The following is a 23,873-nucleotide window of genomic DNA, read 5'->3' as shown; positions in this document are numbered from 1 at the left end:
TTCTACCAAATCCCCTCGCGACCCATCCGTTTGGCTGCGTAGTTGGCCCCTAAGACAAGAATGAGATTGATGACCGACTGAACCATGCCTACCGCCGTCGTCAGACCGAATTGTCCCTGCTTGATCCCAACCGAATAAATATAAGTACTGATAACCTCAGATACATTTGTAACAACCGGGTTTGAAAGTGCCATTGGCTGTTCGATTCCGATTGAGACCATATGACCGACTGTAAGAATCAGCAATACAATGACCGTCGGCATGATACCTGGAATGGTGATGTGCCAGATTTTTCGAAAGCGCCCAGCGCCGTCCATGACTGCAGCTTCATAAAGGGAAGGATTTATGGCCGTCATAGCTGCCAGGTAGATGATCGTACCCCATCCGGCTCCCGCCCATACGCTTGAAAGCGTATAAACAATAACCCACCAGGTTTTATCGGCCATAAAATAAAAGTCATGTAAGCCAAGATTTCTCATAATTTCATTAACAATTCCGTATTTTGGCGATAAAATATTGTACACGATGCCGCCAAGTACAATCCAAGACATAAAATGCGGCAGATATAGAAGAGATTGAGAAATTCGTTTGAAATACTTCGCTCGGATTTCATTCAGCATTAATGCGAGAATGATAGGAGCAGGAAAGCCGATGATCAAACCGAGAACGTTCAAGGTTAATGTATTTCGAATCATTTGCCAGAAAGCKGGGATTTTAAGCATTTCTCTGAAGTGGTCCAATCCGGCCCAATCGCTGGCAAAAACTCCTTTAAACAAATTGTAATCCTTAAAAGCGATGAGCAGACCGAACATTGGTACGTAGGAGAAGATCAGGAAAAACAAGAAACCGGGGACGAGCAACAAATACAAATCATAGTTTTTCTTCAATTCTTTCTGGATCGGCCCCACTTTTGCAGGGACGTCAACTTTATCCAATTTGGTTAAATTTACGGAGTGAGTCTCCACCTCCATCATATAGCGAACCCCCCCTAATATGGATTGAAAAAGAAATCAACTAACGGAAACGCTTACAATCCGATTATTAATTCGTGTATTAACCGCCTTGGATACAGTATACGAAATTATGTAAGCGCTACAAATGTGACTATCTTTACATTTTATTAGTTTTCTTTAACAGTAAACTTCTTCGACATGTCTCAAGCTTTCTACCAGCATCAGTAAGGCCATGGATTGTCCATAAGGCATAGGACATTTCGGAATTTGCTTGTAGAAATCCAATGTATTTCCCATTCTTGTCCCATAGGATACGTCTTGAAGCGTTCCCTTTTCGTCGATTTTGCCGATAACCGCATTCAACGCCTTAATCCCTACTTCTTTGTACGATTCGCTTAAATACCCCTTACGGATCGCCTTCAAGATGCCATATGCAAATCCGGCGGTTGCCGATGTTTCCTCATAGGAAGTCGGATCATCCAAAAGCGTGTGCCATAGACCGCTTGGAGACTGGAGCTCCGCAAGCTTCTGTACCTGCCGTTCCAAGGAAGATATGAGGAAGAGCTCAACGCCGAGCGGGAGTTTAACCATATCGAGAAAATCGACTAGGCCTGCGGTATACCAAGCGTTCCCTCTTCCCCAAAGCGCTTTAGCAAAATTGTGATTACCCTCAAATGTCCAGCCATGATAGAATAAGCCGGTTCGGGTATCTGTCAAATATTTGAGATGCACAAGAAATTGCCGAATACTTTCTTGAACATAATGTTCTTTATTTAGAAGAACGCCCATTCTTCCCAGAAATAGGACCGTCATATACAACGTGTCGTCCCAAAGTTCCCCTTGATTCGGGTTGTCGATCGCATTGTGTGTAATGCCGAATTCCTTCGTTCGTGGCATCTCGTCGGCCGCATAGCTTGCCCATTCTTCGCATATCCGCAAATAATCGGCGTTTCCCGTCATATCGTAAAGATAGCTCAATGTTAGAAGAGGGCACATCGTATTGACATTCTTCGCCGGAAGGCCCTCACGTATGCGATTGTCGAACCAATCGGTCAGATAGGACAGAATCGATTTATTTCCTGTCTCCAAATAATACTGGTAGAGCGAGAATAGCCCGACTCCTTGTGACCAATCCCACTTATCCATCGAGATGATACTGACTGGCGTATCCTCTTGGATCGTGATTTCGAGGCCCTGCATACCTGAAATAACATTACGAATTAAATTTTCAATTTCGTCCTTTTGCAATTGTCGTATCATCCATATTCCCTCCCTTGGTTCATTTACTACTTTAAAATAGAACAAGAAAGGTTTACATACGTGTATTTAACGGTTTTATTAGATTTCTTTACTTCCGTTCTTATATTCCTTAGGAGATTGCCCCTCGACTCGCTTGAACACTTGATAGAAATAAGCATATTCCTTATATCCGACCATCTCACCAACCTCGTTCACCTTGTATTTAGGATCTCGCAGCAGACGTTTTGCCACTTCGATTCTAGCCTTTGACACCAGATCTACGAAGTTGATGCCCGTTTCCATCCGAAGAAGTCGGCTTAAATAACTGGAGCTAATACCGAAATGGTTTGCGACGGAGGTCAGATTGATTGCTTCGGAGAAATGGGTGTTGATATAGTCTACGACCTTCTTAACCATCAAGCTGTACTCTTTGTCTCCTCCTTCCACCTTGCGCTTGACAATTCCGATCCAACTAGCCAAATAATCTGATGCTTCCTTTAAACTATTTAAACGAAAAACGTCATCGAGCATTTGATCGATGCTCTTGCCTAGTCCAAACTCATCCCCGGTCAATCGAAAATAATAACGGGCGGTAGCAAGGCATACTTCGGACAAGAGACCCTTCACAACCAAAATATTTCCCTCGCTGTATACCCGAATCTGCTCCAGAAAGCGTTCCAAGTAACAGATAATATCCTGGCCGGATGACTGCTCCAGCATTCGGTTAAAATTCTCAAGATCATGGATAATTGAAAATTTCCCCGTTTCTCGGGATATCGGATTCGGATTCTGCAGCAGAATCTCCTCCTCTTCCCCCCGGAAAAACCCTGACTCCATCAAACCTTTAACCTCGCTGTACGCCTCCCCTAGCTCCTCCAAAGACTTCCATAAATTGCCAACTGCAATATGGCAGCGATGGCCGCCTAGCTTTCGAATTCGCTTCAGCCAATCGGATGCAAGCGATTGTAGTTTTATGCGAGCTTCACGTGTAGTGGGGATACGGGGAAACAGGCATACGAACAACAAGTCGTTATTCCAATAGGCGTCGATGATTTGAAGCTCGTCTTTATGCGAAGCTTCAAGCACCGTACCGACGATTTGTTTGCGGAAAATGGCGGACAGGTGCTCGCGATCATGCCCGCTCCCAGGCTGGGGCTTGATCGCAATAAGTGAAAATCTGCTGAAGTGAAAAATGCCCAGTTCCTTCTGAACAGACTCGAGACGTTTTATTTCCTCCTCCGTTTTCCCCCCGATCAGATCGGTAATCCATTTGCTGCGCAAAGACGGAATGCTGCTGTTATGACGCTGCTCCAGGTCGAAATATTCACGGTTAAGCTGCTCGACAGACTGCTTCTCGGACCTCATGGCCTCGATCTCCCTGACCGCCGATTGGACAACCTTATAAAGATCATCGTTGCGAATGGGCTTTACGATTAAATCAAACGCTCCTGAACGAACCGCTCGTTGAGCATATTCAAACTCCTGATAACCCGTAATTAGAATTGTTTTGGAGCAGGGGAGCTTGGTTTGCATCAATTCCGACAAGTATAGGCCATCATGCCCGGGCATACGGATATCCGTAATTAAAATATCAGGGTGCTTTTCTAGAATCAACCGTTCGCCTTCAAGCCCATCCTCCGCTTGACCTACAACTTCGCAGTCGAGACTCTCCCAGTCGATCGTATGGACGATTGATTTCACGATAATAGGCTTATCATCAATCACTATAACTTTCTTTTTCATCTCGATCTTCCTCCCGTATAATAGGCAAACGAATATTAATTGTCGTATATTCGCCAGGAACGCTTTGGATCGATAAACCGTAGTCACCGCCATACAAGATCCCGACTCGCTTATGAACGCTTAAGATGCCAACCCTCGTATGTTTATCTTTTACGGGCTGATCGGGGTAATTCGATGGATTCATCACCTGGTCGATGGTTTGTTCGTCCATGCCGATCCCGTTATCGGACACTTCCAAAATCAAAATTTGACCCTCGGACCGGCAGGAAATTCGGATCACCCCTTTGCCAGGCTTTTCTTCGATTCCATGCCTAATTGCATTCTCGATAAGAGGCTGCAGAATGAATTTGGGGACCAAGGTGTCCATCCATTGTTCATCGAGCTCATAGAAAATTTCTATTTTATCTTCATAAATAATCTGATTAATGACCAAATATTTCCTTATAAAATCGAGCTCATCCCGCAGTGTGATCGTATCTCCCTTCTTTGCGATGCTTTCGCGCAGCAAGGAGCCGAGCAAATATATCAATTCGCCGATCTTATCTTCGCTGCTCAACTTGGCTAGCGCATAAATAGATTCTAGGGTGTTATACAAAAAATGCGGATTGATTTGAGCCTGTAACGCTTTATATTCAAATTGAAGCGTTCGATACTCCGCCTTCTGCTTTAAAAGCTTCTCTTTGTAAACGGTATTGACAAGCTCGCTTATTTTTTTCGCCATTACGTTAAACTTTTCCGCAAGTAATCCGACTTCATCTCGTCCCTTTGGCACAATGATCTTATGGGAAATATCGACGGAAAAATTCGTCATACTTTGAAGAAGCATTTGAACGTTGACTGTAATGCTTTTTGACAAAATAGCCGCAAGCAGAAACGAGACGATAAGCGCAATGATGATAATTTTGATTGTCCAAAGGGAAATCGCAGACGCCCCCTTGGTCAATTCGTCAACCGAAATAATTTGTATAATTTTCCACTTTTCCATCGATGAGGTAAGTACCGTATATAAATAATCGGTCCTGTTCCACTGAAAGGAATAACCGGCTCCATTTCCCTTCATGTAAAAATTATTATCCATAAAAAATCTCGCAATGGGAACTCTGTCTCCACTGCTGATGAGTTGGTTGTCCTCGTTCAAAATCAATATATCCGAGCTAGTTAAGCGATTAATCTCCGAGTAAATGCTTTCAAAATATTTTTTGTCGATACCCAGAATGACTATTCCGACATAAGATCCCGAAGTTAACCCATAGAGCGATTTGGTCATCTGAAGCGTTCCTTCCGCACCGTTGCCCCAGAATGCCTTGCCTCTTCTCTGCTTAGCTTTGTCGAGGAAAACCGGATCTAATCCGACAGCCATCGTAGCTTTTCCGAACACTCTGCTGATTTCATGCGGATCGCCATTAGGCTCAACATACGCGGCATATTTAAAATATTCGCGAGAGTAGAGTAGGTTAGACAAATAACTGGCAATTTGTTTGCTGCGAAGCACATCTCTGATTTGCTCATCGCCCTCCTGGACGATAGCTTGATCGAGATTTGAATTCCGAAACTGCTCGAAGGCGAGTTCCTCTATATCCATCGTCCTTTTGTCGAGGTTAATGCCGACTTGTTCAATCAAGAAGTGGGAGTAGTTTGCCGTATTGTCTTTTATAGTATCGACAGATACTTTATAAATGACCGTCCCGATCATCAGAACCATAATCATAATGATCAATAGGAAGGAAAACAGGAATTTCGTACGAAGTCGCCTGTTGGATAAATATACAAAAAACTTTTTCAACGTTGTCACCCTCTGAAATGAATGTTTTGCCTTTTTGTATCATAACATAGCAGCTTCCATCTCATCTGTTAATTTTAAATGCACGAAAAGACCAGGGGTTGTTCCTGATCTATCCGATTCGAATTTTATTAACTCGAATTCTCGTTCAACGCTGTCCGTATTCGCAGAGAAACAATCGCTCCAGGCATTATCGTCCCTAAATCGAGTTCATTTTGTTTATCGAGAGGTAAGCGTCTTATCCTGTCTTCCACAAGATTCACTTCTTCCGCATATTCGATCGGGAACGTGAACGCAAGTCGAGCCCGTACCGATCTTCCATGTGACTCAAAAATCCGCACGATGAAATCCGCATGCGAACCGGAGCTTCCGGAAGCCGGCTTAAGCGCCGTTGCAAGCAAGCTTTCGGACGGCTGCCACCCCGTGGAGCGAAGCTCCTCAATTCGAAGTGCGCCGAATGCTTCTGGCAACGGAGAATCGCCTATTTCAGACATAAATGCAGCTAAAGGTTGATTGAACTCCCACGCCCTTCGATCAGCTTGTCCTTCTTTCCATTCGAAATCATGAGGATAAATCGCATAGGCGAATTCATGCAAACCGATATCCGGTAGGTTGTCGGGCTCGTAAGAGCTTCTAAGAAGAGTGAGCGATATTGTCGAGCCTTGGACGGAGCAGCCGTATTTCCCGTTATTAAGCAGTGCAATCCCGCAGCCTTCGGAATTCGTTTCCGATAGGCCGCACCAATGAAGGGCTGGCACTTCCTGCCCGTTAGGATCGCGCCGAATTGTGCCGAACGGAATGTCGAATAAGGCTTCCGGCGTTCTTAAATCAGTCGCAAACGATACTTTTAGCATTGGGGCATCTGTTTCGGACGTCCCCTTTTCCTGCCAATTGATTTTGGTTAAAAAATCGATTCGCTCGATTCCTACATACATTCGTATCTCCTGTCGAATTTCAGAGGATTGATGGCGGTGTACGACAATTAAAGATTGGAACACCGGCCCGCTTTCGCCTAGATAAACCTCTGAACCGCGGAGAAGCCGATGAATCCGAGTGATCGGACCAATGTTCCAAGCGGACATGCCGTGAGGGGCTTCGTCGTGCACTTCAAACAGGTTAAAGCCTGCGGCCCGCGCCAACTCACGGCGGAGCGTTTTGTTATAGAGGCTCGAGACGATGCCGGTACCGCCGTTGACCGAGAGACGATACCGGCTATTCTCAAGCACCTGTGTTCCGCCGACTGCCGAAACGTCATTTCCCGCTGTAGGTTTGGCAGTGGAACCTTTCGAATAACTATATGAGGCAAAGCCAAAGGCGGGAATTCGTTCGGCCAAAAAAACTGCTGAACCGTCTTTCAATTTTTGGATCATAGACCGGTTTCCCGCTCCATCAATCAACTCATCGCCGGTTTCCCAATTGTCTATCTGCGGGTACTTGCTCCGGTTCAGCATAACGACATCGGTCCGATCCCAGGATAGCGTGTTGAAAACAGTGACGATCGGATTAATGTTGCTTTGGCTCCCACCTTCTAACCCCTGAGCCGGGAGAGGCGGAACCATTCGCGCCATTGCCCGGTACGCCTCGTTTTCTGCAATTAAGCGTGCGCTTCGCGACGCTGGGACCGCATCCTGATAAGTCAAACGAATAGCGCAACCGCATATGATATCATGAAATTGATGGAAGCACTGCGTACGCCATGGCTCCTGCAAAGCTTTTCTCGTTTCCGTTATCGCAGACGCTTTCTTTAATGCTGCCGGCGGATATAAATCGGCAATCACCGCCAGGCATTCCGCCTGTACAAGAGCATGTTCCGTTTCCCGATTTGCTCTTTTGATGTCACCGTGAGATGTGTAGCATCCTTCGAAGGCCGGATTCAGTTCCCCCTTAATTATCGGCAAACGGATGCCCGATTGCTCCACCTCCCGAAAGAATGTCGTACTACCAGAGAATATGAACTGAGGCAAAAGCCGGCTTTCATTCAGCCTCAATCCCCTGCGTATATCCTGCTTGGTCACGCCGCCTCCGTGGTCGCCTATTCCGTACACATACATATTGCAGGGCAATCCGTATGCTCTCGCCATCTCGATCGTACCAGGAACGATGTCGGAAGCGTAAATCCTTCCGTTATAGTGACGGGGATCATTGAAGGCAAGGACACGCGAGCCGTCGTCACCTTCCCACCAGAATAGCGGGACGCCTTTACCCACTCTACAAAAATAATAATACTTCAGCCCAGCATGGGTTAGAATTTTCGGCATCGTAGCTGGATGCCCGAATGTATCCGGCTCCCAGCAAATTTCCGGGGATACTCCCAGCTGCTCTCGGCAATATGAGATTCCTTCAACGAATTGACGAATCATGGTCTCGTAACCGGCCATGTTTAAGTCGCCTTCCACCCAAGTTGCGGCCGTTACATCCCAGCGTCCTTGATCGATTCGCGCCTTGACCTGTGTCCACAGCTCAGGATATTGCTCCTGCATGGCTTTATAAGTTACGGCTTGACTATGCGAGAAACAAACATCCGGGAATTCTTCCATAATGGCGTTTACCGATTCGAAATCCCTGCGAATCAAATCCACCGTTTCCTTCCAAGGCCATAGCCAGTTCATATCGATATGGGCATGGCCTACCAAATAAATTCGGTAACGCTTCGCATAAGGCTCAAACGAACGAAGCTTCTCCCGTACCGCCAAGATGGAATAATTCAGCTCCTCCCAGCTGTCATCCTTGAGCGCCGAATATGGAAACGCTTCCAAGGAGTCCTTTACTGCTTCGATCAGACCAGCTTCTTCTGTATCCCCGTTCTGCAGCATAAATAGAACGAATCGAAGCTCCTCTGAGAACGTATCTAACGTATAGAACCATTCCTCCACCGCGCTTATTCTAAGATCCGCGTCATGGAAATAACCGAAGCCGTCACCTTTGCGGCAATGGATAACGACGTCATAAACTTCATTGCCGCGAACCGAGTTCGTCAGCGGGATCGGAACGACCTTCGTATCCGCCCAATAGTCGACTGCATACACAAGCTCGCCGTTAATATATATTTGTGAACCGATCAAAAGACAAAGTTCGAGAAAAGCCTCTGACTGAACGAGGTCAAGCCCCATATTTTGTGCCGGCAGTCGAATTTGACGATAAAACGTCTTATCGCTATCTTGAGGAGGCCAAGCAAACCGAATGTGGGCTTCCGTCCACTCCTTATGCTGGACCGGGCATTGTTGTACCGGAACAATGCTGTTTGTATAATGCCATGTTTTCAGAGAAGAGATCGATTGAAGCTGCTCCTTTTTTGCATGAAGTTCTCCACGGAGCCGGTCGATATCACCAGCTAATTCTGATAACACCTTAGGTATGTCCATCCCTTCCCCTCCCCTTCTTTACTCCGAATGCCCGCGCTATAGCTTGCATCCGCGAAACGGCATATGCTCGCCCTCCACATATCTCGGAAACGGCAAATAGGTATTTATGCCAGGAACGGCTTCCCCACGAAGTAAGAAAGCGGATGCCCACTGCCCCGGGGCGGTAATTTGAGTCGTCGTCGGAATATAACGGATCGTCAATCCGCAGCGTCTCATATTTGAATGGTTTGCCTCAGATCCATGTATAATGTTCGGATTATGAACAGAAACACTTCCTGCCTTCAAAAGCAAGTCGACCGCTTTGGCTTCGTCCACAAGAGACGGATCCACCTCGGAATCGAGAACATTCGGAATGTCCTTCCTCGTGTGCATCTGCTGCAACTGCATCGTATGCGTACCGGGAATTACGCGCATACAACCGTTTTCCCGAACCGAGTCGTCCACCGCCAGCCATAAGGTCACAACCTCCATAGGCTCAAGCGGCCAGTAGCTGCCATCCTGATGCCAAAGAACAGGTTGCCCATCGTACGGGGGTTTGCAAATGTAGTGGGAAGCGAACAATGCGATGTTCGGGCCAATGAATTGCTCGGCAATATCCAGAAGACGCGGGTCGCTGATCAGACGAATCCAGAACGGATCGTTGGCAACCAAATTATGGGTCAGCAGTTCGGGACGCTTGTCCGGATGCTTCTTCATCAACCAGGCTATATGCTCCTGTGCTTCTCGGATCAATTCCATATCCAAAACATCTGTATACACCGTGTATCCGAACTGATCGTAATGTTGCTTTGCCTTAGTCGGTTGAGCGTTCATTTTAGGTCAGTCTCCTTTAAATTTGTATTAATTAACGGGGCAGTTCCTTCCGATCCTTACGAATATAAAGGGATGGCAGTGAAGAAGTCTAGACTATTCACTGCCATCCTTTTTTAAGAAAGCTCCGTATCTGCTGTCGCTAGCTCATATAGTGCCTGTAGACAAATTTCCGCGTGTTTCATCATATCTTCAATGCGGACAAACTCGTCAGGTCGATGTACGTTCGTATTGATGCCTCCGGGCAGCCCAGCACCAAAGGCAACACCCTTATTTTTCAGTTTACGAGCATAAGTACCCGCTCCCATTTTTAGCAGCTCCGCTTTTTCTCCTGTGGAACGTTCAAATGCCTGGCTTAACAGACGGATGATCGGAGCCTGGGGAGGGACATACACAGGACGAAGATGACGGATTATATTCATTTTCAGCCCGTATGATCGAGCTTGTTCCTCAACGATCCCCAGCAAACGGTCGCCGTCCGCAGTAACCGGGTAGCGAATATTTAAAACAGCGGTTAYGATACCATTTTCTTTGACAATTTGCTTGAGAAACACAACGGTAGATCCTGAAGCCTCATCGCTGCAGTGTATGCCGAGCGATTCTCCGGAAGTCTCATGTCCAAGCTTATCGTTTAGAAAAACTACCATCGGGTCGGCATCGGTTTTGTACCGGAGACCGTCAAGCCATTCCATGATATCGGCTACCGCATTACTGGACCGAACTGCGGCTACACTGTCTGCCGTGACTTCAATATCTCCTTCCTCCTTCGTTTCCACTATCAGATTCGTTTGACTTTTCAGCAGCTCATTCCTGTCGGCTTCCGTTAGCAAATCAGATTTGATTCGGACCTTGCACATCTCTGGCACAAGTACCATCGGCACTCCACCTGCCAGACTAACAATTGGGATCCGCTCTTGGTCAAACTGCCGATTAGTGGTTTGAGATATCGCAACATTCACGTTACCCATCTCCACATTAAAAATCGGATAACCAGCATCCGGAACAAACGCAAAATCCGGCTGCGGTTCTTTGGAAAAATAATAATCCATATCTTGCATTCCGCTTTCCTCGTTCGTTCCGAAAATAATCCTAATCCGGCTGCAGATCGGGAGGCCAAGGTCGCGAATGGCCTTCATACAGAATAAGGCGACAACGGCCGGCCCTTTGTTGTCGGAAGCCCCTCTTCCAATGATTTTCCCTTCTTCAATAAGGCCTCCGAAAGGTGGATAACTCCACCCAGTACCTTCGTGAACTGTATCCAAATGAACTAAAATTGCCGTCAAACGTTCACCGCTCCCATATTCGGCATGGCCAGCGTATCCGTCTATATTTGCAGTCCGGAAACCTAGGGAGTCTGCTAAAGTAAGTATATACTCCAGAGCTCGGTTGACTCCTCTACCAAATGGTTTTCCCGGCTCTCCCTCCTCTTGGACGCTCCGGATTTTAACCAATTCAGCAATATGACGAACGATCTCTTCCCGATAACGGGACATACTGTCACCAATAATCATCATTTGTTGATTCTCCATCTTAATTTCCTCCTGTAATCAGGAAACGTCAGATCAAATGTGCGTTCAAGCTTTCATGGAGCGCAGGCCTCGATCCAAATCTTCGATAAGGGTTTCCGCTTGCTCCAGACCGACTGAGATTCGAAGTAAACCCGAAGGAATGCCAGTAATGCGGGAAGCTTCTTCTGAAATTCCAAGTCCCGGTCCATTGATTAGACTTTCAAATCCTCCCCAGCTCGGCCCCTCCTCAAAATATTGCAAGCCCTTCATAAAACCTCGAATTTGTTCATTGCTGCCTTTCGGAATAAAGCTTAGCAAACCGGAGTAGCCAGACATTTGCTTACGTCCGAGCTCATACTGAGGATGGCTTGCTAGACCCGGATAGTAAACGCTTGAAACAGCCGGGTGATCTTCCAAAAACTTCGCCACCTTCATGGCGCTTTCCTGATGCTGTCGCATCCTGATCGGAAGTGTCCGAAGCCCTCGAAGCAGCAGCCAGGACTGATGAGGATCCATGATAGCGCCGAGCATACCTCTCTCGCGGTGCATGATTTCTGTCATCGTATCCTTTTTACCGATGACTACACCGCCGATGATGTCGCTATGCCCCCCCAAATACTTAGAGGCGGAATGAACGACCAGATCAATCCCGTACCGGATCGGATTCTGATACATGGGGGTCGCCCATGTATTGTCGATAATTGTTTTAATATTGTAGGTGCGCGCGAGCCGAGACAGCTCCGCCAAATCCTGCATTGTAAATAAGTTGGAAACCGGACTTTCCAAAAAGATCGCTTTCGTATTCGAACGAATCGCCTGTTCAAACGCTTCCACAGACTCCGAGTCAACGAATGACACTTCCACACCGAATCGGTTCATATACGATTCCAAAAATGCCCTTGTCGGCGTATAGACACTTTTCGGACATATGACGTGGCTCCCCTGCTCGAGCACACTCAAAAGAGATGAGGTGATGGCGGCCATACCGGAGGAGAAGCATTTTGCTTCTTCCCCCTCCTCTAAAGCGGCAATTTTCTTCTCCGGAACCTCAGTCGTAGGGTTTGTTACTCGCGTATACGTGTATCCATGATTGATCGTTTTCCGCGTAAACAGCGAATTCTGAAAGATCGGCGGAATGATTGCCCCATGAAACCGATCATAGTCATCCCCTAGATGAGCGCAAATGTCTTCCTTGCTCCAAGACTCAGAACTTTTATGCTCGTTCACGCTGTAGCCCCTCTTCAATTAATTTATATTGCGATTTGATTAATCCGTAGTAATCACGGCGACGCTCCATTAACTCCGAATGCTTGCCTTCTTCTTTGATTATTCCGTGATCCAAGACAATTATTTTATCGGCGTTTCGAATCGTGGACAATCGATGCGCGACTATTAAGGAGGTTCTTCCGGCAAGCAATACCTTCAACGCTTCTTGTATTTTCAGTTCCGTCTCGGTATCAATGCTGGCGGTCGCCTCATCCAGTATGAGAATGCGCGGGTCGCTTAACAGCGCACGGGCAAACGATATCAGTTGTCTTTGACCCATTGACAGAATATTTCCTCGTTCCTCCACCTCTGTATCGTAGCCATTCGGGAGCTTACAGATAAAATCGTGGGCATGGACTGCCTTTGCGGCCCATTCAATTTCTTCATTCGAGGCATCGAGCTTGCCAAAGCGAATGTTGTCTCGAATCGAGCCTGAAAATATGAACGTATCCTGCAGAACAATCCCGATTTGCGTTCGAAGACTTTGTAAAGTGACGTCCCGCAAATTAAATCCGTCAATTTCGATGTTCCCTGCCGACGGGTCATAAAAGCGGCAAAGCAAGTTAATGACTGTGCTTTTCCCCGATCCTGTATGGCCTACAAGCGCTACCGATTGACCGGGCTCGGCCTCCAATGTAATCCCTCTCAATGCAGGCCTCCCCTCCTCGTATTCAAATCCGACCTGATTCATTCGGATCCGCCCCTGAATAGGAGGTAACTCTACAGCATCTGGCTTGTCATCGATAATCGGCTTTTCATCTAAAAATTCAAAAATACGTTCTGACGAGGCCATGGCTACCAGAAGCTGGGAGTACATCCCCCCAAGGCGATTAATCGGCTCCCAAAAGCTTCCGATATAATTGGCAAACGCCACCAACATCCCGACCGTGATCGCACCTGACTGAACTTGATAGGATCCGTACCAGAACAGGATGAACGTACCGACTGCCATCGTGATCTCAATCAGGGGGCCAAAAGTATTATTTATTGTCATGGCTCGGTTCCATTTTAACCGGTTCTGTTCATTCATTTCTGAGAAATATCGTATATTCGCCTGCTCTTGTGTATAAGCCTGTGTGACGCGGATTCCCTGAATAGATTCGTTAAGGTGAGCATTAATCTGCGATTGCTGTGTCCGCACCTGCTGCCATGCATGACGAATTCCAAGGCGGACCGTCTGTGACACGACGAACATGAGCGGAACGATCAGCATAATGGCAAGTGCGAGCTTTACATTCAAGAAAAGTAAAATAACCATGACGCTGATCAACTGAATACAATCGATCAGTGTATTGACGGCCCCGTTCGCGAGAAGATCCTGCAGGGAATTGACGTCATTGGTGATCCGTACAAGCACGGAGCCCGAGGGACGCTTATCAAAAAAACGGAAGGACAATTTCTGAATATGTTGAAATAAATCCGCCCTCAAATCAAAAATAGCTTTCTGTCCCATAACACTCGTCAAGCGAATCCGGCCGACATTCGCACCCCATTGAAGTACGTATAAAAGGAGCATACTCCCCACATATAACGGAAGCATACTGCCGTTGCCCTTCATCAGTACCTTGTCGATACACCAGCTCATGAGCAGCGGTATGCCTAGCTTCGTAACCGTCCCAACAAGCATAAAAAGCAAACTCATTGGGATAACTTGCCGCCTGTATGGGAGCAAGTAATGAAGAAGCCTTCGCATTTGTTTCCAGCTAAATGCTTTTTCCATCTCTTCGTCTTCCTGGTAAACGAATCTTGGGCGTCCCTGATGCCGAATTTCATGCTTGCTTTGCGTGGTCTCTCTGAATTTCGTCTGGCTCAATGTTCTCCCCCTCCACCAATTCTGTCAGCTGATTTTCCAAATAGTCCGAATATTGGATGCGATAGGTCCGAAGATAATGCCCTTGTTTGCTCAGAAGATCGGTGTGAGTGCCCCGTTCGACCGTCATGCCTTCTTCAAGCACAATGATTTCATTCGCATGCTGCAGCGACGAGATCCTATTGGCGATAATAAAGATGGTCGTGCCCTGGAGAGAACGAAGGCTCCTTTGGATTTCATACTCCGTTTCCATATCGACCGCACTGGTGGCATCGTCGAGAATAAGGATACGAGGCTTTCGGATCAGAGCCCTTGCGATCGCAATTCGCTGCTTCTGACCGCCCGATAGTCCGAGTCCGCGTTCCCCTACGACCGTATCATAGCCTAATGGAAGCTCCATAATGAATTCATGGGCTAGCGCCAGTTTAGCGGCGGCGACGATTTGATCCGTCGTCGCGTCGTTTAGCCCATATGCAATATTGTCACGAATCGTCGATGAGAAGAGGAACGTTTCTTGAAACACGACAGCCATTCGTTCGCGAAACTGCTCAAGTCGGTATTCCTCGATATTAACCCCATCGATTGTGATTCTCCCCTCCTTGACCGAATAAGCGCCTAACATAAGCAGTGCGGTAGTCGTTTTACCCGAGCCCGTTCCTCCAAGTAAGCCAATGATATGTCCCGGAGGAGCATCAAACGACATATCTTTTAATACGGTTTGCTGACCGTCGTAAGAAAAGGAAACGTTTTCAAAACGAATATTACCTCTGAACTGTTCATCAGTTATCGGCCGTGCATCCTGCTTGTTTTTTATATGCTCATACTGATGTAAGAGGTCTACCAGACGTTCAGTCGCAGCCTTTGTTTGCGTGTAAATATTAATATGGTAGCCTAGCGACCAAAGAGGACCGATAATGAATCCGATCATTCCGAAGAACGCCACCAATTCACCGACAGAAAGCTGCCCGTGCAGCGTCAAATAACCGCCAGCTCCCATCAGAATAACAACACTCATATTTGCGGTAATTTCCATGGCAGGAAAATATTTGGACATAATATTCGCGGTTTCGATGTTTTTATCCTGGTAAACCCGGTTTCTCTCTGAAAACTTCTTCACTTCATGAGATTCGCGAGCAAACGACTTGACCGTCCGAACGCCCGATATATTTTCCTGAGCTCCTGAAGTCATCCTGCTGAGAGCTTCTCGAATCGAACGAAATGCTGGATGGATCTTTTCATGGAACCGAACTGCTAAAAATCCGATAGCCGGCATCGTCACCATTGCAATCAACGTTAACTTCCAATTGATGGTGGTCATAAATATAGTGCCGAGAATGATGCAGCTGCAGAAGTTTATGAAATGCCCAAACTCCCATGCGACAAAATGCCGAAATTGGTCCAGATCAGCTGTAAGTTTGGACATTAAGTCACCCGTTTTGGACTTGTCATAGAACGTAAACGAAAGTTTCTGCAGCTTATTGTAGAGAGCGTTTCGCAAACGTAACGCAACACGGTTACTTGCACGTCCTCCTAGGTGTCCGTACAAAAAGCCGAATAACGCTTTCACACTCACAAGAATGATCACAAAAACAGCCAAATGAGGTACAAGCTCAAATCGCTTTTGACCGATGACGACGTCGATAAGATAACGGAGCAATTGTGGGTATACAAGGCCCAATGCCGTATTGAGGGTTAAACACAGGACTGCCAAGGCGATGATTTTTCGTTCATCACGGTAATAATTCTTAAGGGCTTTAAAGCTCTCCATCGGGCAACTCCCTTCGGTATGCATTTCTTTTGGTTATCCTTCATTCTAGAGAAAACGTAAGGCGGTTCACATAGGAAGACCTTTACTTTTTATTAGTTATTTTTACATGTTGCATTTTAACTCGTTCAATTGATGTTATTAATCGCACCATTGAAAATTAATCTAATTGCCGTCAGCTGCTGCCATGGTGATTGTCTTGATATGCGTTGGCAGATTGCCCTACATTTTCGGCATATTTTCCAAGAAAGTACGTCCGTCCTGCGATACATTTATAGCGTAAAATCCTATTGAAAGTTGTTAGACAACCTAATCACAAAGGGAGGACTCAAATGAATAACGTGTTGGCACAAAACCTACTGCAGAAGGAAAAGATCGATTTTTATCGCAAGAACGGTTTCGTTCAGGTGGATAACGTTTTAACCCCTGACGAATTGAATGAACTGAGGGAATATTTGGACGAAGCGATGGGTGCGGACCAGGGGATGTCGTTTCAAACCGACAAACAAGGCGGAGCCTATTACAGAGTGCTGAATCAGCGAGTAAACACATGGCGCGATCACGCCGGAATGGCTCGCTACGTCACACATGGGCGTTTTGCCGAGATGGCACGTTTGCTTACCGGTGCTTCCGGTATCCGGTTGTTTCATGATCATGCTCTGCTCAAAATGCCGGGAGACTCCAAGCCGACGCCTTGGCACCAAGATTCCACGTATTGGCCTATGAACGAGGATGGGGCTATGTCAATCTGGATCGCACTTGACGACGTCGATGAGCGGAACGGATGCATGATGTTCGTCCCGGAATCTAAGAGAATCGGCAAACTGAATCCGATTGATTTGGCCAATCCCCAAGACATTTTCGAATATACGAAGGGCACGGAGCACGAGCATACGAAGTCGATCATCTGCCCGATGAAGGCTGGCAGCTGTACGTTCCATGATGGCTTAACCTTTCACTATGCGCATGCAAATGTAACCAACAAGCCTCGTCGGGCGCTGGCGATCATATACGTACCGGATGGAACGACCTATAACGGCAAATCGCATCCAGTTACGAACGGACAAGAGCTTGAGATCGGCAAGCCGATTAGAGGAAGTCTCTTCCCTCTTCTTGCACGAGTGAATCCACTATAGCTAACGACCACAGTATTTTTTAAAAAAACTATCATATTCATTCAGGAGGAATTGAACCCATGCCAGAGAGTCTTACTATCGGTAATGCCACTCACTCATATAAAGTGAGTCCAGATTGGGGCAAGCTGCCGGAAAATATTGTTTACGGGTACACCCACGGCATTTGTGTTGATGCCGAAGATCGGGTCTATGTCCACCATACCGGCAAGCAGTCCGTTATCGTGTTTGACAAGGACGGCCATTTCTTGACATCCTGGGGCGAAGAGTTTGAAGGCGGTGCTCACGGCTTTTATTTACACCGCGACGCCGAAGGTAAAGAGTTCCTTTACTTCGCCGACACGAAACGTTCCCTCATTGTAAAAACGACTCTCGAGGGTGAAGTACTGCTTCGTATCGAGCCTCCAAACCGTCCAGACCTATATGACTTACAACGCCGCTATGTCCCTACCGATGTCTGTGCCGCGCCGAATGGCGACATATATGTAGCAGACGGGTACGGACAGTACTACATTCACCAGTATGATGCACAAGGCGCCTATATTCGCAGCTGGGGCGGACGCGGTTCAGAGCAGGGACAGCTTATTGAGCCACACGGGATCTCGATCAATTTGCGCAAAGGTGAGCCTGAGCTTTATGTGGCGGACCGACGCAACCACCGTATTCAAGTCTTTACGCTGGATGGCCGTCATAAGCGTTATGTTGAGCATAATCTGGACCTCCCTTGTAGCTTTTATTTCTGGCAGGACGAAGTGTATTTGCCGGACCTGAATAGCCGGATCACAGTACTTGATGCCGAGGATCGATTGATCACGCATCTCGGCGAGGATCAGCAGGCTTACAAGCAGGTGGGATGGCCGAACTTACCTAAATCGTACTATCGTCCGGATAAGTTCAGCTCCCCTCACGGGGTATGCGTCGACTCCAAAGGGAACGTCTACTTGGCAGAATGGATCTCCGATGGTCGAGTGACAAAGCTGATTCGTCAGTCATAAAAAGCAGAATGAATTAAGTAATAGAATGATGCAGTATAGATCGGTGTTGACGTCGGTACGTACCTGGCGAAGCACCGATCACTTTCTTAAACAGTTTGTTAAACGAACTGAGATCGTCAAATCCGACTTGTTGTGCAATCTCGACTATTTTTTCATCCGTATCCGCAAGCAGCATTCTTGCTATTCGAATACGGGACTCGTTGCGAAATTCGATAAATGTTTTACCCGTATATAATTTAAACTTGGCGGTAAAAGATGACATACTCATCCCGCACATTTGGCTAAGCTGGAGCAAGGATAACGGTAGGGCGTAATGACGCTCAATATAATCGCAAACTCGCTCGATTATCTGGCTTTCGGAGCCTAAAGATGTCATGGGACGATGCAGCTGTAACTCATAGTATCGGCTAAAATTGATAAGCAGCTCAATCAGTCCTGTTTTCACCAAAATACGGTAGCCAATCTGCTTTTCGCTGTACTCCTTCATGATGTGGTTGATCTTATGCATGATTTCAATACGTTGCTGGGGCTCTAAGGTCAAATGGGAATTGAACTGCAGTGTCGACCTTAAGAATGGCTCCACATAAAAAAAGTTGACAAATGGCGCCACTCTTGAAAGCGATTCCAATTCGTGAGACAAAAATGACTTGTGAAACAAAATGTTGTAGAGAGTCATACTGAGACCGTTGTCAACCAGGTAACTATGCTCGACCTCGGGCTCGATAATAAATACGTCGCCCTCACAGATGTTATATTGTTCCCCTTTGTAGATGTGGATCCCCGAACCCTCTGTAATAAATACCAACTCGATGAATTCATGACAATGCGTCTCAATGTTCTTGCCGGATTCGAGCCGATATAATCCTGAATGGAACGGAAAATCAGGGCTTTCTAGGTAAGCGTAATTGCTGAATCGGGTCATATCGAACCTCCTATTAGAAGTTAGAGTGTGCTCCAAGTATAACATATGATGCGGAGGGAAAGACAAGGTGGTCGATGATTCGAGGAATGGCAGTGTCGACGGTCGACAGATAGATACAGCAACAAGCGTTAAAGACCGTGAGACGAAGTCAGACCTAGCCGTTTTCATTTACCTTGATAAATCAAATAGCCCTACGATTTCTCGCAAGGCCACTCTTAGTTGTATTTTCAATCCTAATCTAATGAACTAACCGCCCATCCCGAAACCTAACAACCCGCTTCGCCTGCTCCGCAACCTGCCGATCATGCGTAATCACAATAATCGTCCGCCCCTGCTCATTCAACCGCCGGAAAATATCCATAATCTCCACGCCAGTCTTGGAATCCAAAGCCCCTGTTGGCTCATCCGCCAAGATGATCGGTGGATCTCCCGCCAATGTTCGAGCAATCGCAACACGCTGCTGCTGTCCGCCAGACAGTTCCGAAGGAAAGTGCTTCCGACGATCCAACAGATCCACTTCTTCCAGCGCATTCATCACGAGCGGCTCCCGCTGCTTTCTCGACAATCCGCGATAAATCAATGGCAATTCCACATTCTCATAAGCACTTAATCTCGGCAGCAAGTTGAAGCTCTGGAAAACAAACCCGACCTTCCGATTCCGAATCTCTGCCAATTGTGAATCCTTCAGAGCGTGAATCTGCTTCCCATCTAGGGTGTAGACCCCTTCGTCCGAAACGTCCAGACAACCTATTATGTTCATCAGCGTGGACTTGCCAGACCCCGACGGCCCCATAATAGCGACAAACTCACCCTGCGTGATATCCAGCGAAACATCATCCAAAGCCCTTATTGTCTCTCCGCCCATATAATAGAACTTGCTGACATGCTCAATCTGGATTAAGGCTGCCATAGTCTTCGCCCCCATTATTTGATGCCAAATGAATGAAGTCTGCGATTCACCAACTCGTCGACCTTACCGCTTCGCCTTATAAAACTCATGATACAGCTTCATCAGCGCCCTTTTCTCTATCCGTGACACATACGAACGCGAAATCCCTAGCTCCTTCGCGATCTCTCGCTGCGTTCGCTCTTCGCCGCCAAGCTCCAATCCAAACCGACCAACCACAACTTCCTTCTCGCGGTCGTCCAGTATTTCCAGATTTCTGTAAATTTTCGACTTCTCAATCTTCAGCTGCACCGCATCCACCACATCGTCCGCCTCGCTGCCGAGGATGTCAATCAAAGTTATTTCGTTCCCCTCTTTGTCCGTTCCGATTGGATCATGCAAGGACACATCTTTACGTGTTTTCTTCAGCGAGCGAAGATGCATCAGGATCTCATTCTCGATACATCGTGCTGCAAAAGTCGCCAGCTTCGTCCCTTTGTTTGGGGAGAATGATTCGATAGCTTTGATCAGTCCAATAGTCCCAATAGAGATCAAATCTTCCAAATCTTCTCCTGTATTGTCGAATTTTTTCACGATATGCGCAACAAGTCTTAGATTATGTTCAATCAGCTTGTTTCTGGAATGCTCATTCCCCTCAGCCATTTGCCGCAAGTGACGTTCTTCTTCTTCCTCTGTTAGTGGCTGTGGAAACGCATTGTTCTTTACGTAGGATACAAGCAAAGTTAGCTGCTTTATTAATACGGCTATTGCGCTAAAGAATCCAGGCATTCCAGCTACCCCCTTCAGTGTTAGCGGATCTTAGCTGTTTTGGAAGCCTCCGCTTAGTGATTAGTATTAGTGTATGTGGGTGTGAGCCTAGAAGTGCATGTACGTAAATACTTACCTGAATATGTCGTGCCAATGGTAATTACTTTTTTCGAAAAAAACTATCAATTAAAATACATCTTCGTACGAAACAAGATACCTTCCACCTCAAACCCATTTTTCACGAACGGTTATCCCATTGACATTAAATAATGTTCGTATTAAGATAATCAAGGCAATAAAAATCAGTCACAAAACAATGAATCGTTCGTATATCCTTGAGAATTGGCTTAAGGGTCTCTAGAGGAAGCCATAACTTCCTAGCTACGACGGGTGCTCTTTTTCGCATACCCGTGTGTCTAGGTTTTTTTGCGTCCAAAAATGACTGTTCCAGAGGAGACTACTGCTATGAAAGCTTATGATTTTATCGTTGTTGGTGCAGGACCTGCCGGTATTTTTGCTTGTTATGAGATGACATTGCTTCACCCTAACGCAAACATTTTACTCGTTGACAAAGGCCACGATATTTACAAGCGCAGTTGTCCGATTCTTGAAATTAAAATCAAGCTTTGCCCACCACCCGCTGGCAAGAAGGACTTCTCTGGTTGCCTTCCTGCGTGTTCGATCACCTCTGGCTTCGGCGGAGCAGGTGCCTATAGCGATGGTAAATTCAACATCACGACCGAATTCGGCGGGTGGATGACAGATTATTTAGCACCTAGTAAAGTCATAGAGCTCATTCGTTATGTGGACAGCATTAATCTCCAGCACGGGGCAACAGAAAACATAACGGATCCTACAACCGAGGCGGTTAAAAATATTGAGCAACGCTCCTATGCAGCGGGCTTAAAGTTGCTGCGCGCTCAGGTTCGTCATTTGGGCACGGAGCAAAATCTAATGATCCTCAAATCCATCTATGAATATTTGAAATTACGCATCGATATGCAGTTCAAAACCGAAGTCGATGATATTATCACGACCAAAAAAGAAGACAAAAACGTCATTCAAGGGATTCGTTTGAAGGATGGTACGGATCTCCTAAGCAACTATGTTATGCTGGCTCCAGGTAGAGACGGATCGGCCTGGTTAACACAGGTCCTCAAGAAACGCCGTCTCAAAATGTCCAACAATCAAGTCGATGTCGGCGTTCGAGTTGAAACCTCTGATGTCGTCATGCGCGAAATCAACGAACATTTATATGAAGGTAAATTTGTGTACAACACATCGGTCGGTACTCGAGTTAGAACCTTTTGCAGCAATCCTTCTGGGCATGTTGTGGTTGAGAATCACAGCGGCATCATGGCAGCCAATGGACATTCCTACAAGGATCCTGCGCTTGGATCTAACAACACGAATTTTGCCTTACTTGTATCCCATAAATTTACGGAACCGTTCGATAAACCAAATGAATATGCAAGAGAAATTTGTAAGCATGCGAATGACTTATCGAGCGGCGGTGTCATCGTTCAGAAGTTCGGGGATATTATGCGAGGCCGTAGATCCACTGCCGAACGGATACGCGAAGGCTTCTTGGAACCAACTTTATCTGAAGCCGTTCCGGGCGATCTAGGGCTTGTTCTTCCATACAATACGATGAAAAGCTTAATCGAAATGATCCATGCACTTGAGAAAGTAACACCTGGTATTGCATCCGAGCATACCCTTTTCTATGGCGTTGAAGCGAAATTTTATTCCGCTCGTCCTAAGCTCAGCGAGAGCTTTGAAACGGAAATTAAAGGTCTATTTTGTGGCGGTGATGGGGCCGGTATTACTCGCGGCCTAGCTCAAGCAGGTGCTGCTGGCGTTTGGGTTGCACGTAACATCCCGCTATAAATTATTTCCGAGGAAATAAGTGCTCGTTCGTCAAAAACAGAAGAAAACCAACATGCTCTTCCTTCTAGGAAGAAATATGTTGGTTTTTTTAACTATTTTAACTCTTTTCATTCCTCATAGATTATGGTAAAATAAAACCGTCTAAAACGATGTAAGCGTTATCATTTTAAAAGGGGGCAAATAAAATGAGTGTAGCGCTCGAAGTAAAGAACACGTATGAGGATTTTATTTTAGAAAAGGATATCATGTATTTCCGCGTTGGTGAACATGGCCTGGTCTCCTTCCATGGGAAGAACTACCATATCAAGAAACGCATGAATACAGAACAAATCCAGGATATGACCTCAGACAACAGCTTTTTCAAAGTAAACACAGATTGCTATGTGAATACACGTAAAATCCAACATATTCAAGATGGCAAAGTATTTTTCGAAGTCAGAGGCTCCGAATCCAAATTCACGTCAATCACGAAGCTTCGCCAACATCGTTTGAAAGAACTTGTACAACAACTGAAGGCTGAAGCATAGTCACAGTCGAAATTGAGAGTACGAAAAAGGAGCCAGCGAATCAATCGCCAGCTCCTTTTCCTTGCTTAAACCATTATGAAATTTTGGCGAGTGACTCTTGTTGATGCTCGCGGATCAGAAAGCGTATGTAATCGACGGTTGTATCTTTAACCTTTTTGGCTTCTTCCAACGTAGCGAAGCTGTATTCAGCATAATCTGTGCTTTCATACTTGTTCAACTCTTCATTGTTCATGCCAAGTGTGGAAAAGTTATGTATGAGCTCATAGGATGTTTTTGAATCCACATTTTTCACAAAAATATCTTTCGAAAAGAATGAGCCTTGTTTCTCCACTTTAAAAATGACGCGAAACGGCTTCTCCTTATCCGAAACAAAACATTTAATGACAACGTCGATTTCCATCGTTTTATAATCCACAGTGTGCTTCGGTTCCTGCATTGGTTTCTGCATTGGTTTCTGCATCCATTTCTTCAATATCCCCAGCACAAGATCCCTCCTCACACTTGAACTTATCCTCA

18 protein-coding genes and 1 riboswitch are annotated in these 23,873 nt (G+C 46.2%); of the genes, 4 read left to right on the top strand and 14 right to left on the bottom strand.

What is annotated here, in order from left to right:
• Positions 1–2: 2 nt before the first annotated feature.
• The 10 genes from AC1DVJ_RS06910 to AC1DVJ_RS06865 form a co-directional block, all read right to left on the bottom strand.
• Positions 3–974, bottom strand: a complete 972-nt coding sequence (locus AC1DVJ_RS06910) for an ABC transporter permease (protein WP_477589404.1) — start codon at positions 972–974, stop codon at positions 3–5.
• 156 nt (positions 975–1,130) lie between these two features.
• Entirely contained in the window at positions 1,131–2,213 is a 1,083-nt protein-coding gene (gene bglB / locus AC1DVJ_RS06905; RefSeq protein WP_477589402.1) for a beta-galactosidase BglB, read from the bottom strand.
• A gap of 78 nt (positions 2,214–2,291) precedes the next feature.
• Positions 2,292–3,935 (bottom strand): response regulator, encoded by a 1,644-nt coding sequence (locus AC1DVJ_RS06900; protein WP_477589400.1) that lies wholly within the window; start codon positions 3,933–3,935, stop codon positions 2,292–2,294.
• Positions 3,910–5,718, bottom strand: coding sequence for a sensor histidine kinase (locus tag AC1DVJ_RS06895; RefSeq protein WP_477589398.1), 1,809 nt, complete (start codon positions 5,716–5,718; stop codon positions 3,910–3,912). Before AC1DVJ_RS06895 ends, AC1DVJ_RS06900 begins: the two co-directional genes overlap by 26 nt.
• A 128-nt stretch (positions 5,719–5,846) precedes the next feature.
• Positions 5,847–9,077, bottom strand: coding sequence for an alpha-mannosidase (locus tag AC1DVJ_RS06890; RefSeq protein ID WP_477589396.1), 3,231 nt, complete (start codon positions 9,075–9,077; stop codon positions 5,847–5,849).
• A gap of 36 nt (positions 9,078–9,113) precedes the next feature.
• Complete coding sequence (locus AC1DVJ_RS06885; RefSeq protein ID WP_477589395.1) at positions 9,114–9,890, bottom strand: phytanoyl-CoA dioxygenase family protein; 777 nt, start codon at positions 9,888–9,890, stop codon at positions 9,114–9,116.
• A 113-nt stretch (positions 9,891–10,003) separates the two neighbouring features.
• On the bottom strand, positions 10,004–11,416 hold the full coding sequence (locus AC1DVJ_RS06880) for a Sapep family Mn(2+)-dependent dipeptidase (protein WP_477589393.1): 1,413 nt from the start codon (positions 11,414–11,416) through the stop codon (positions 10,004–10,006).
• A 45-nt stretch (positions 11,417–11,461) separates the two neighbouring features.
• Entirely contained in the window at positions 11,462–12,622 is a 1,161-nt protein-coding gene (locus AC1DVJ_RS06875) for a trans-sulfuration enzyme family protein (protein WP_477589392.1), read from the bottom strand.
• Positions 12,609–14,474: an ABC transporter ATP-binding protein gene (locus AC1DVJ_RS06870; RefSeq protein ID WP_477589391.1), complete on the bottom strand. Its 1,866-nt coding sequence runs from the start codon at positions 14,472–14,474 to the stop codon at positions 12,609–12,611. Before AC1DVJ_RS06870 ends, AC1DVJ_RS06875 begins: the two co-directional genes overlap by 14 nt.
• Entirely contained in the window at positions 14,431–16,239 is a 1,809-nt protein-coding gene (locus AC1DVJ_RS06865) for an ABC transporter ATP-binding protein (RefSeq protein ID WP_477589390.1), read from the bottom strand. Before AC1DVJ_RS06865 ends, AC1DVJ_RS06870 begins: the two co-directional genes overlap by 44 nt.
• A gap of 329 nt (positions 16,240–16,568) precedes the next feature.
• Here AC1DVJ_RS06865 and AC1DVJ_RS06860 point away from each other — a divergent pair, with 329 nt between their 5' ends.
• Both AC1DVJ_RS06860 and AC1DVJ_RS06855 read left to right on the top strand, forming a co-directional pair.
• Positions 16,569–17,372, top strand: a complete 804-nt coding sequence (locus AC1DVJ_RS06860) for a phytanoyl-CoA dioxygenase family protein (RefSeq protein WP_477589389.1) — start codon at positions 16,569–16,571, stop codon at positions 17,370–17,372.
• A 245-nt stretch (positions 17,373–17,617) separates the two neighbouring features.
• Positions 17,618–18,364 carry an NHL repeat-containing protein gene (locus AC1DVJ_RS06855; RefSeq protein ID WP_477589387.1) on the top strand — a complete coding sequence of 249 codons (747 nt, stop codon included), beginning with the start codon at positions 17,618–17,620 and terminating at the stop codon, positions 18,362–18,364.
• 13 nt (positions 18,365–18,377) lie between these two features.
• On the opposite strand, the gene AC1DVJ_RS06850 is transcribed toward AC1DVJ_RS06855, so the two are convergent.
• The 3 genes from AC1DVJ_RS06850 to sigK all read right to left on the bottom strand — a co-directional run bounded on the left by AC1DVJ_RS06850 (position 18,378) and on the right by sigK (position 20,961).
• Complete coding sequence (locus AC1DVJ_RS06850) at positions 18,378–19,286, bottom strand: AraC family transcriptional regulator (protein ID WP_477589385.1); 909 nt, start codon at positions 19,284–19,286, stop codon at positions 18,378–18,380.
• A 238-nt stretch (positions 19,287–19,524) separates the two neighbouring features.
• A complete protein-coding gene (locus AC1DVJ_RS06845; RefSeq protein ID WP_477589384.1) occupies positions 19,525–20,196 on the bottom strand; it encodes an ABC transporter ATP-binding protein in 672 nt (223 codons plus the stop codon).
• A 63-nt stretch (positions 20,197–20,259) separates the two neighbouring features.
• Positions 20,260–20,961 (bottom strand): RNA polymerase sporulation sigma factor SigK, encoded by a 702-nt coding sequence (sigK, locus tag AC1DVJ_RS06840; protein WP_477589383.1) that lies wholly within the window; start codon positions 20,959–20,961, stop codon positions 20,260–20,262.
• 284 nt (positions 20,962–21,245) lie between these two features.
• Positions 21,246–21,344: riboswitch (purine riboswitch) on the top strand.
• A gap of 61 nt (positions 21,345–21,405) precedes the next feature.
• On the opposite strand from sigK, the gene AC1DVJ_RS06835 reads away from it, so the two are divergent.
• Both AC1DVJ_RS06835 and AC1DVJ_RS06830 read left to right on the top strand, forming a co-directional pair.
• The gene (locus AC1DVJ_RS06835; protein ID WP_477589381.1) at positions 21,406–22,830 is read left to right on the top strand and encodes an NAD(P)/FAD-dependent oxidoreductase; all 1,425 of its coding nucleotides are present in this window, start codon (positions 21,406–21,408) and stop codon (positions 22,828–22,830) included.
• A gap of 185 nt (positions 22,831–23,015) precedes the next feature.
• On the top strand, positions 23,016–23,357 hold the full coding sequence (locus AC1DVJ_RS06830; RefSeq protein WP_477589380.1) for a LytTR family transcriptional regulator DNA-binding domain-containing protein: 342 nt from the start codon (positions 23,016–23,018) through the stop codon (positions 23,355–23,357).
• A gap of 73 nt (positions 23,358–23,430) precedes the next feature.
• Here the strand turns inward: AC1DVJ_RS06830 and AC1DVJ_RS06825 are convergent, their stop codons facing one another.
• Positions 23,431–23,841: a hypothetical protein gene (locus AC1DVJ_RS06825; RefSeq protein WP_477589378.1), complete on the bottom strand. Its 411-nt coding sequence runs from the start codon at positions 23,839–23,841 to the stop codon at positions 23,431–23,433.
• Positions 23,842–23,873 lie beyond the last annotated feature (32 nt).

It is taken from the genome of Paenibacillus sp. P4_A9, from assembly GCF_056402415.1.
Note: the sequence above shows the minus strand (reverse complement) of the source record. Positions and strands in the feature narration are given on the sequence as shown.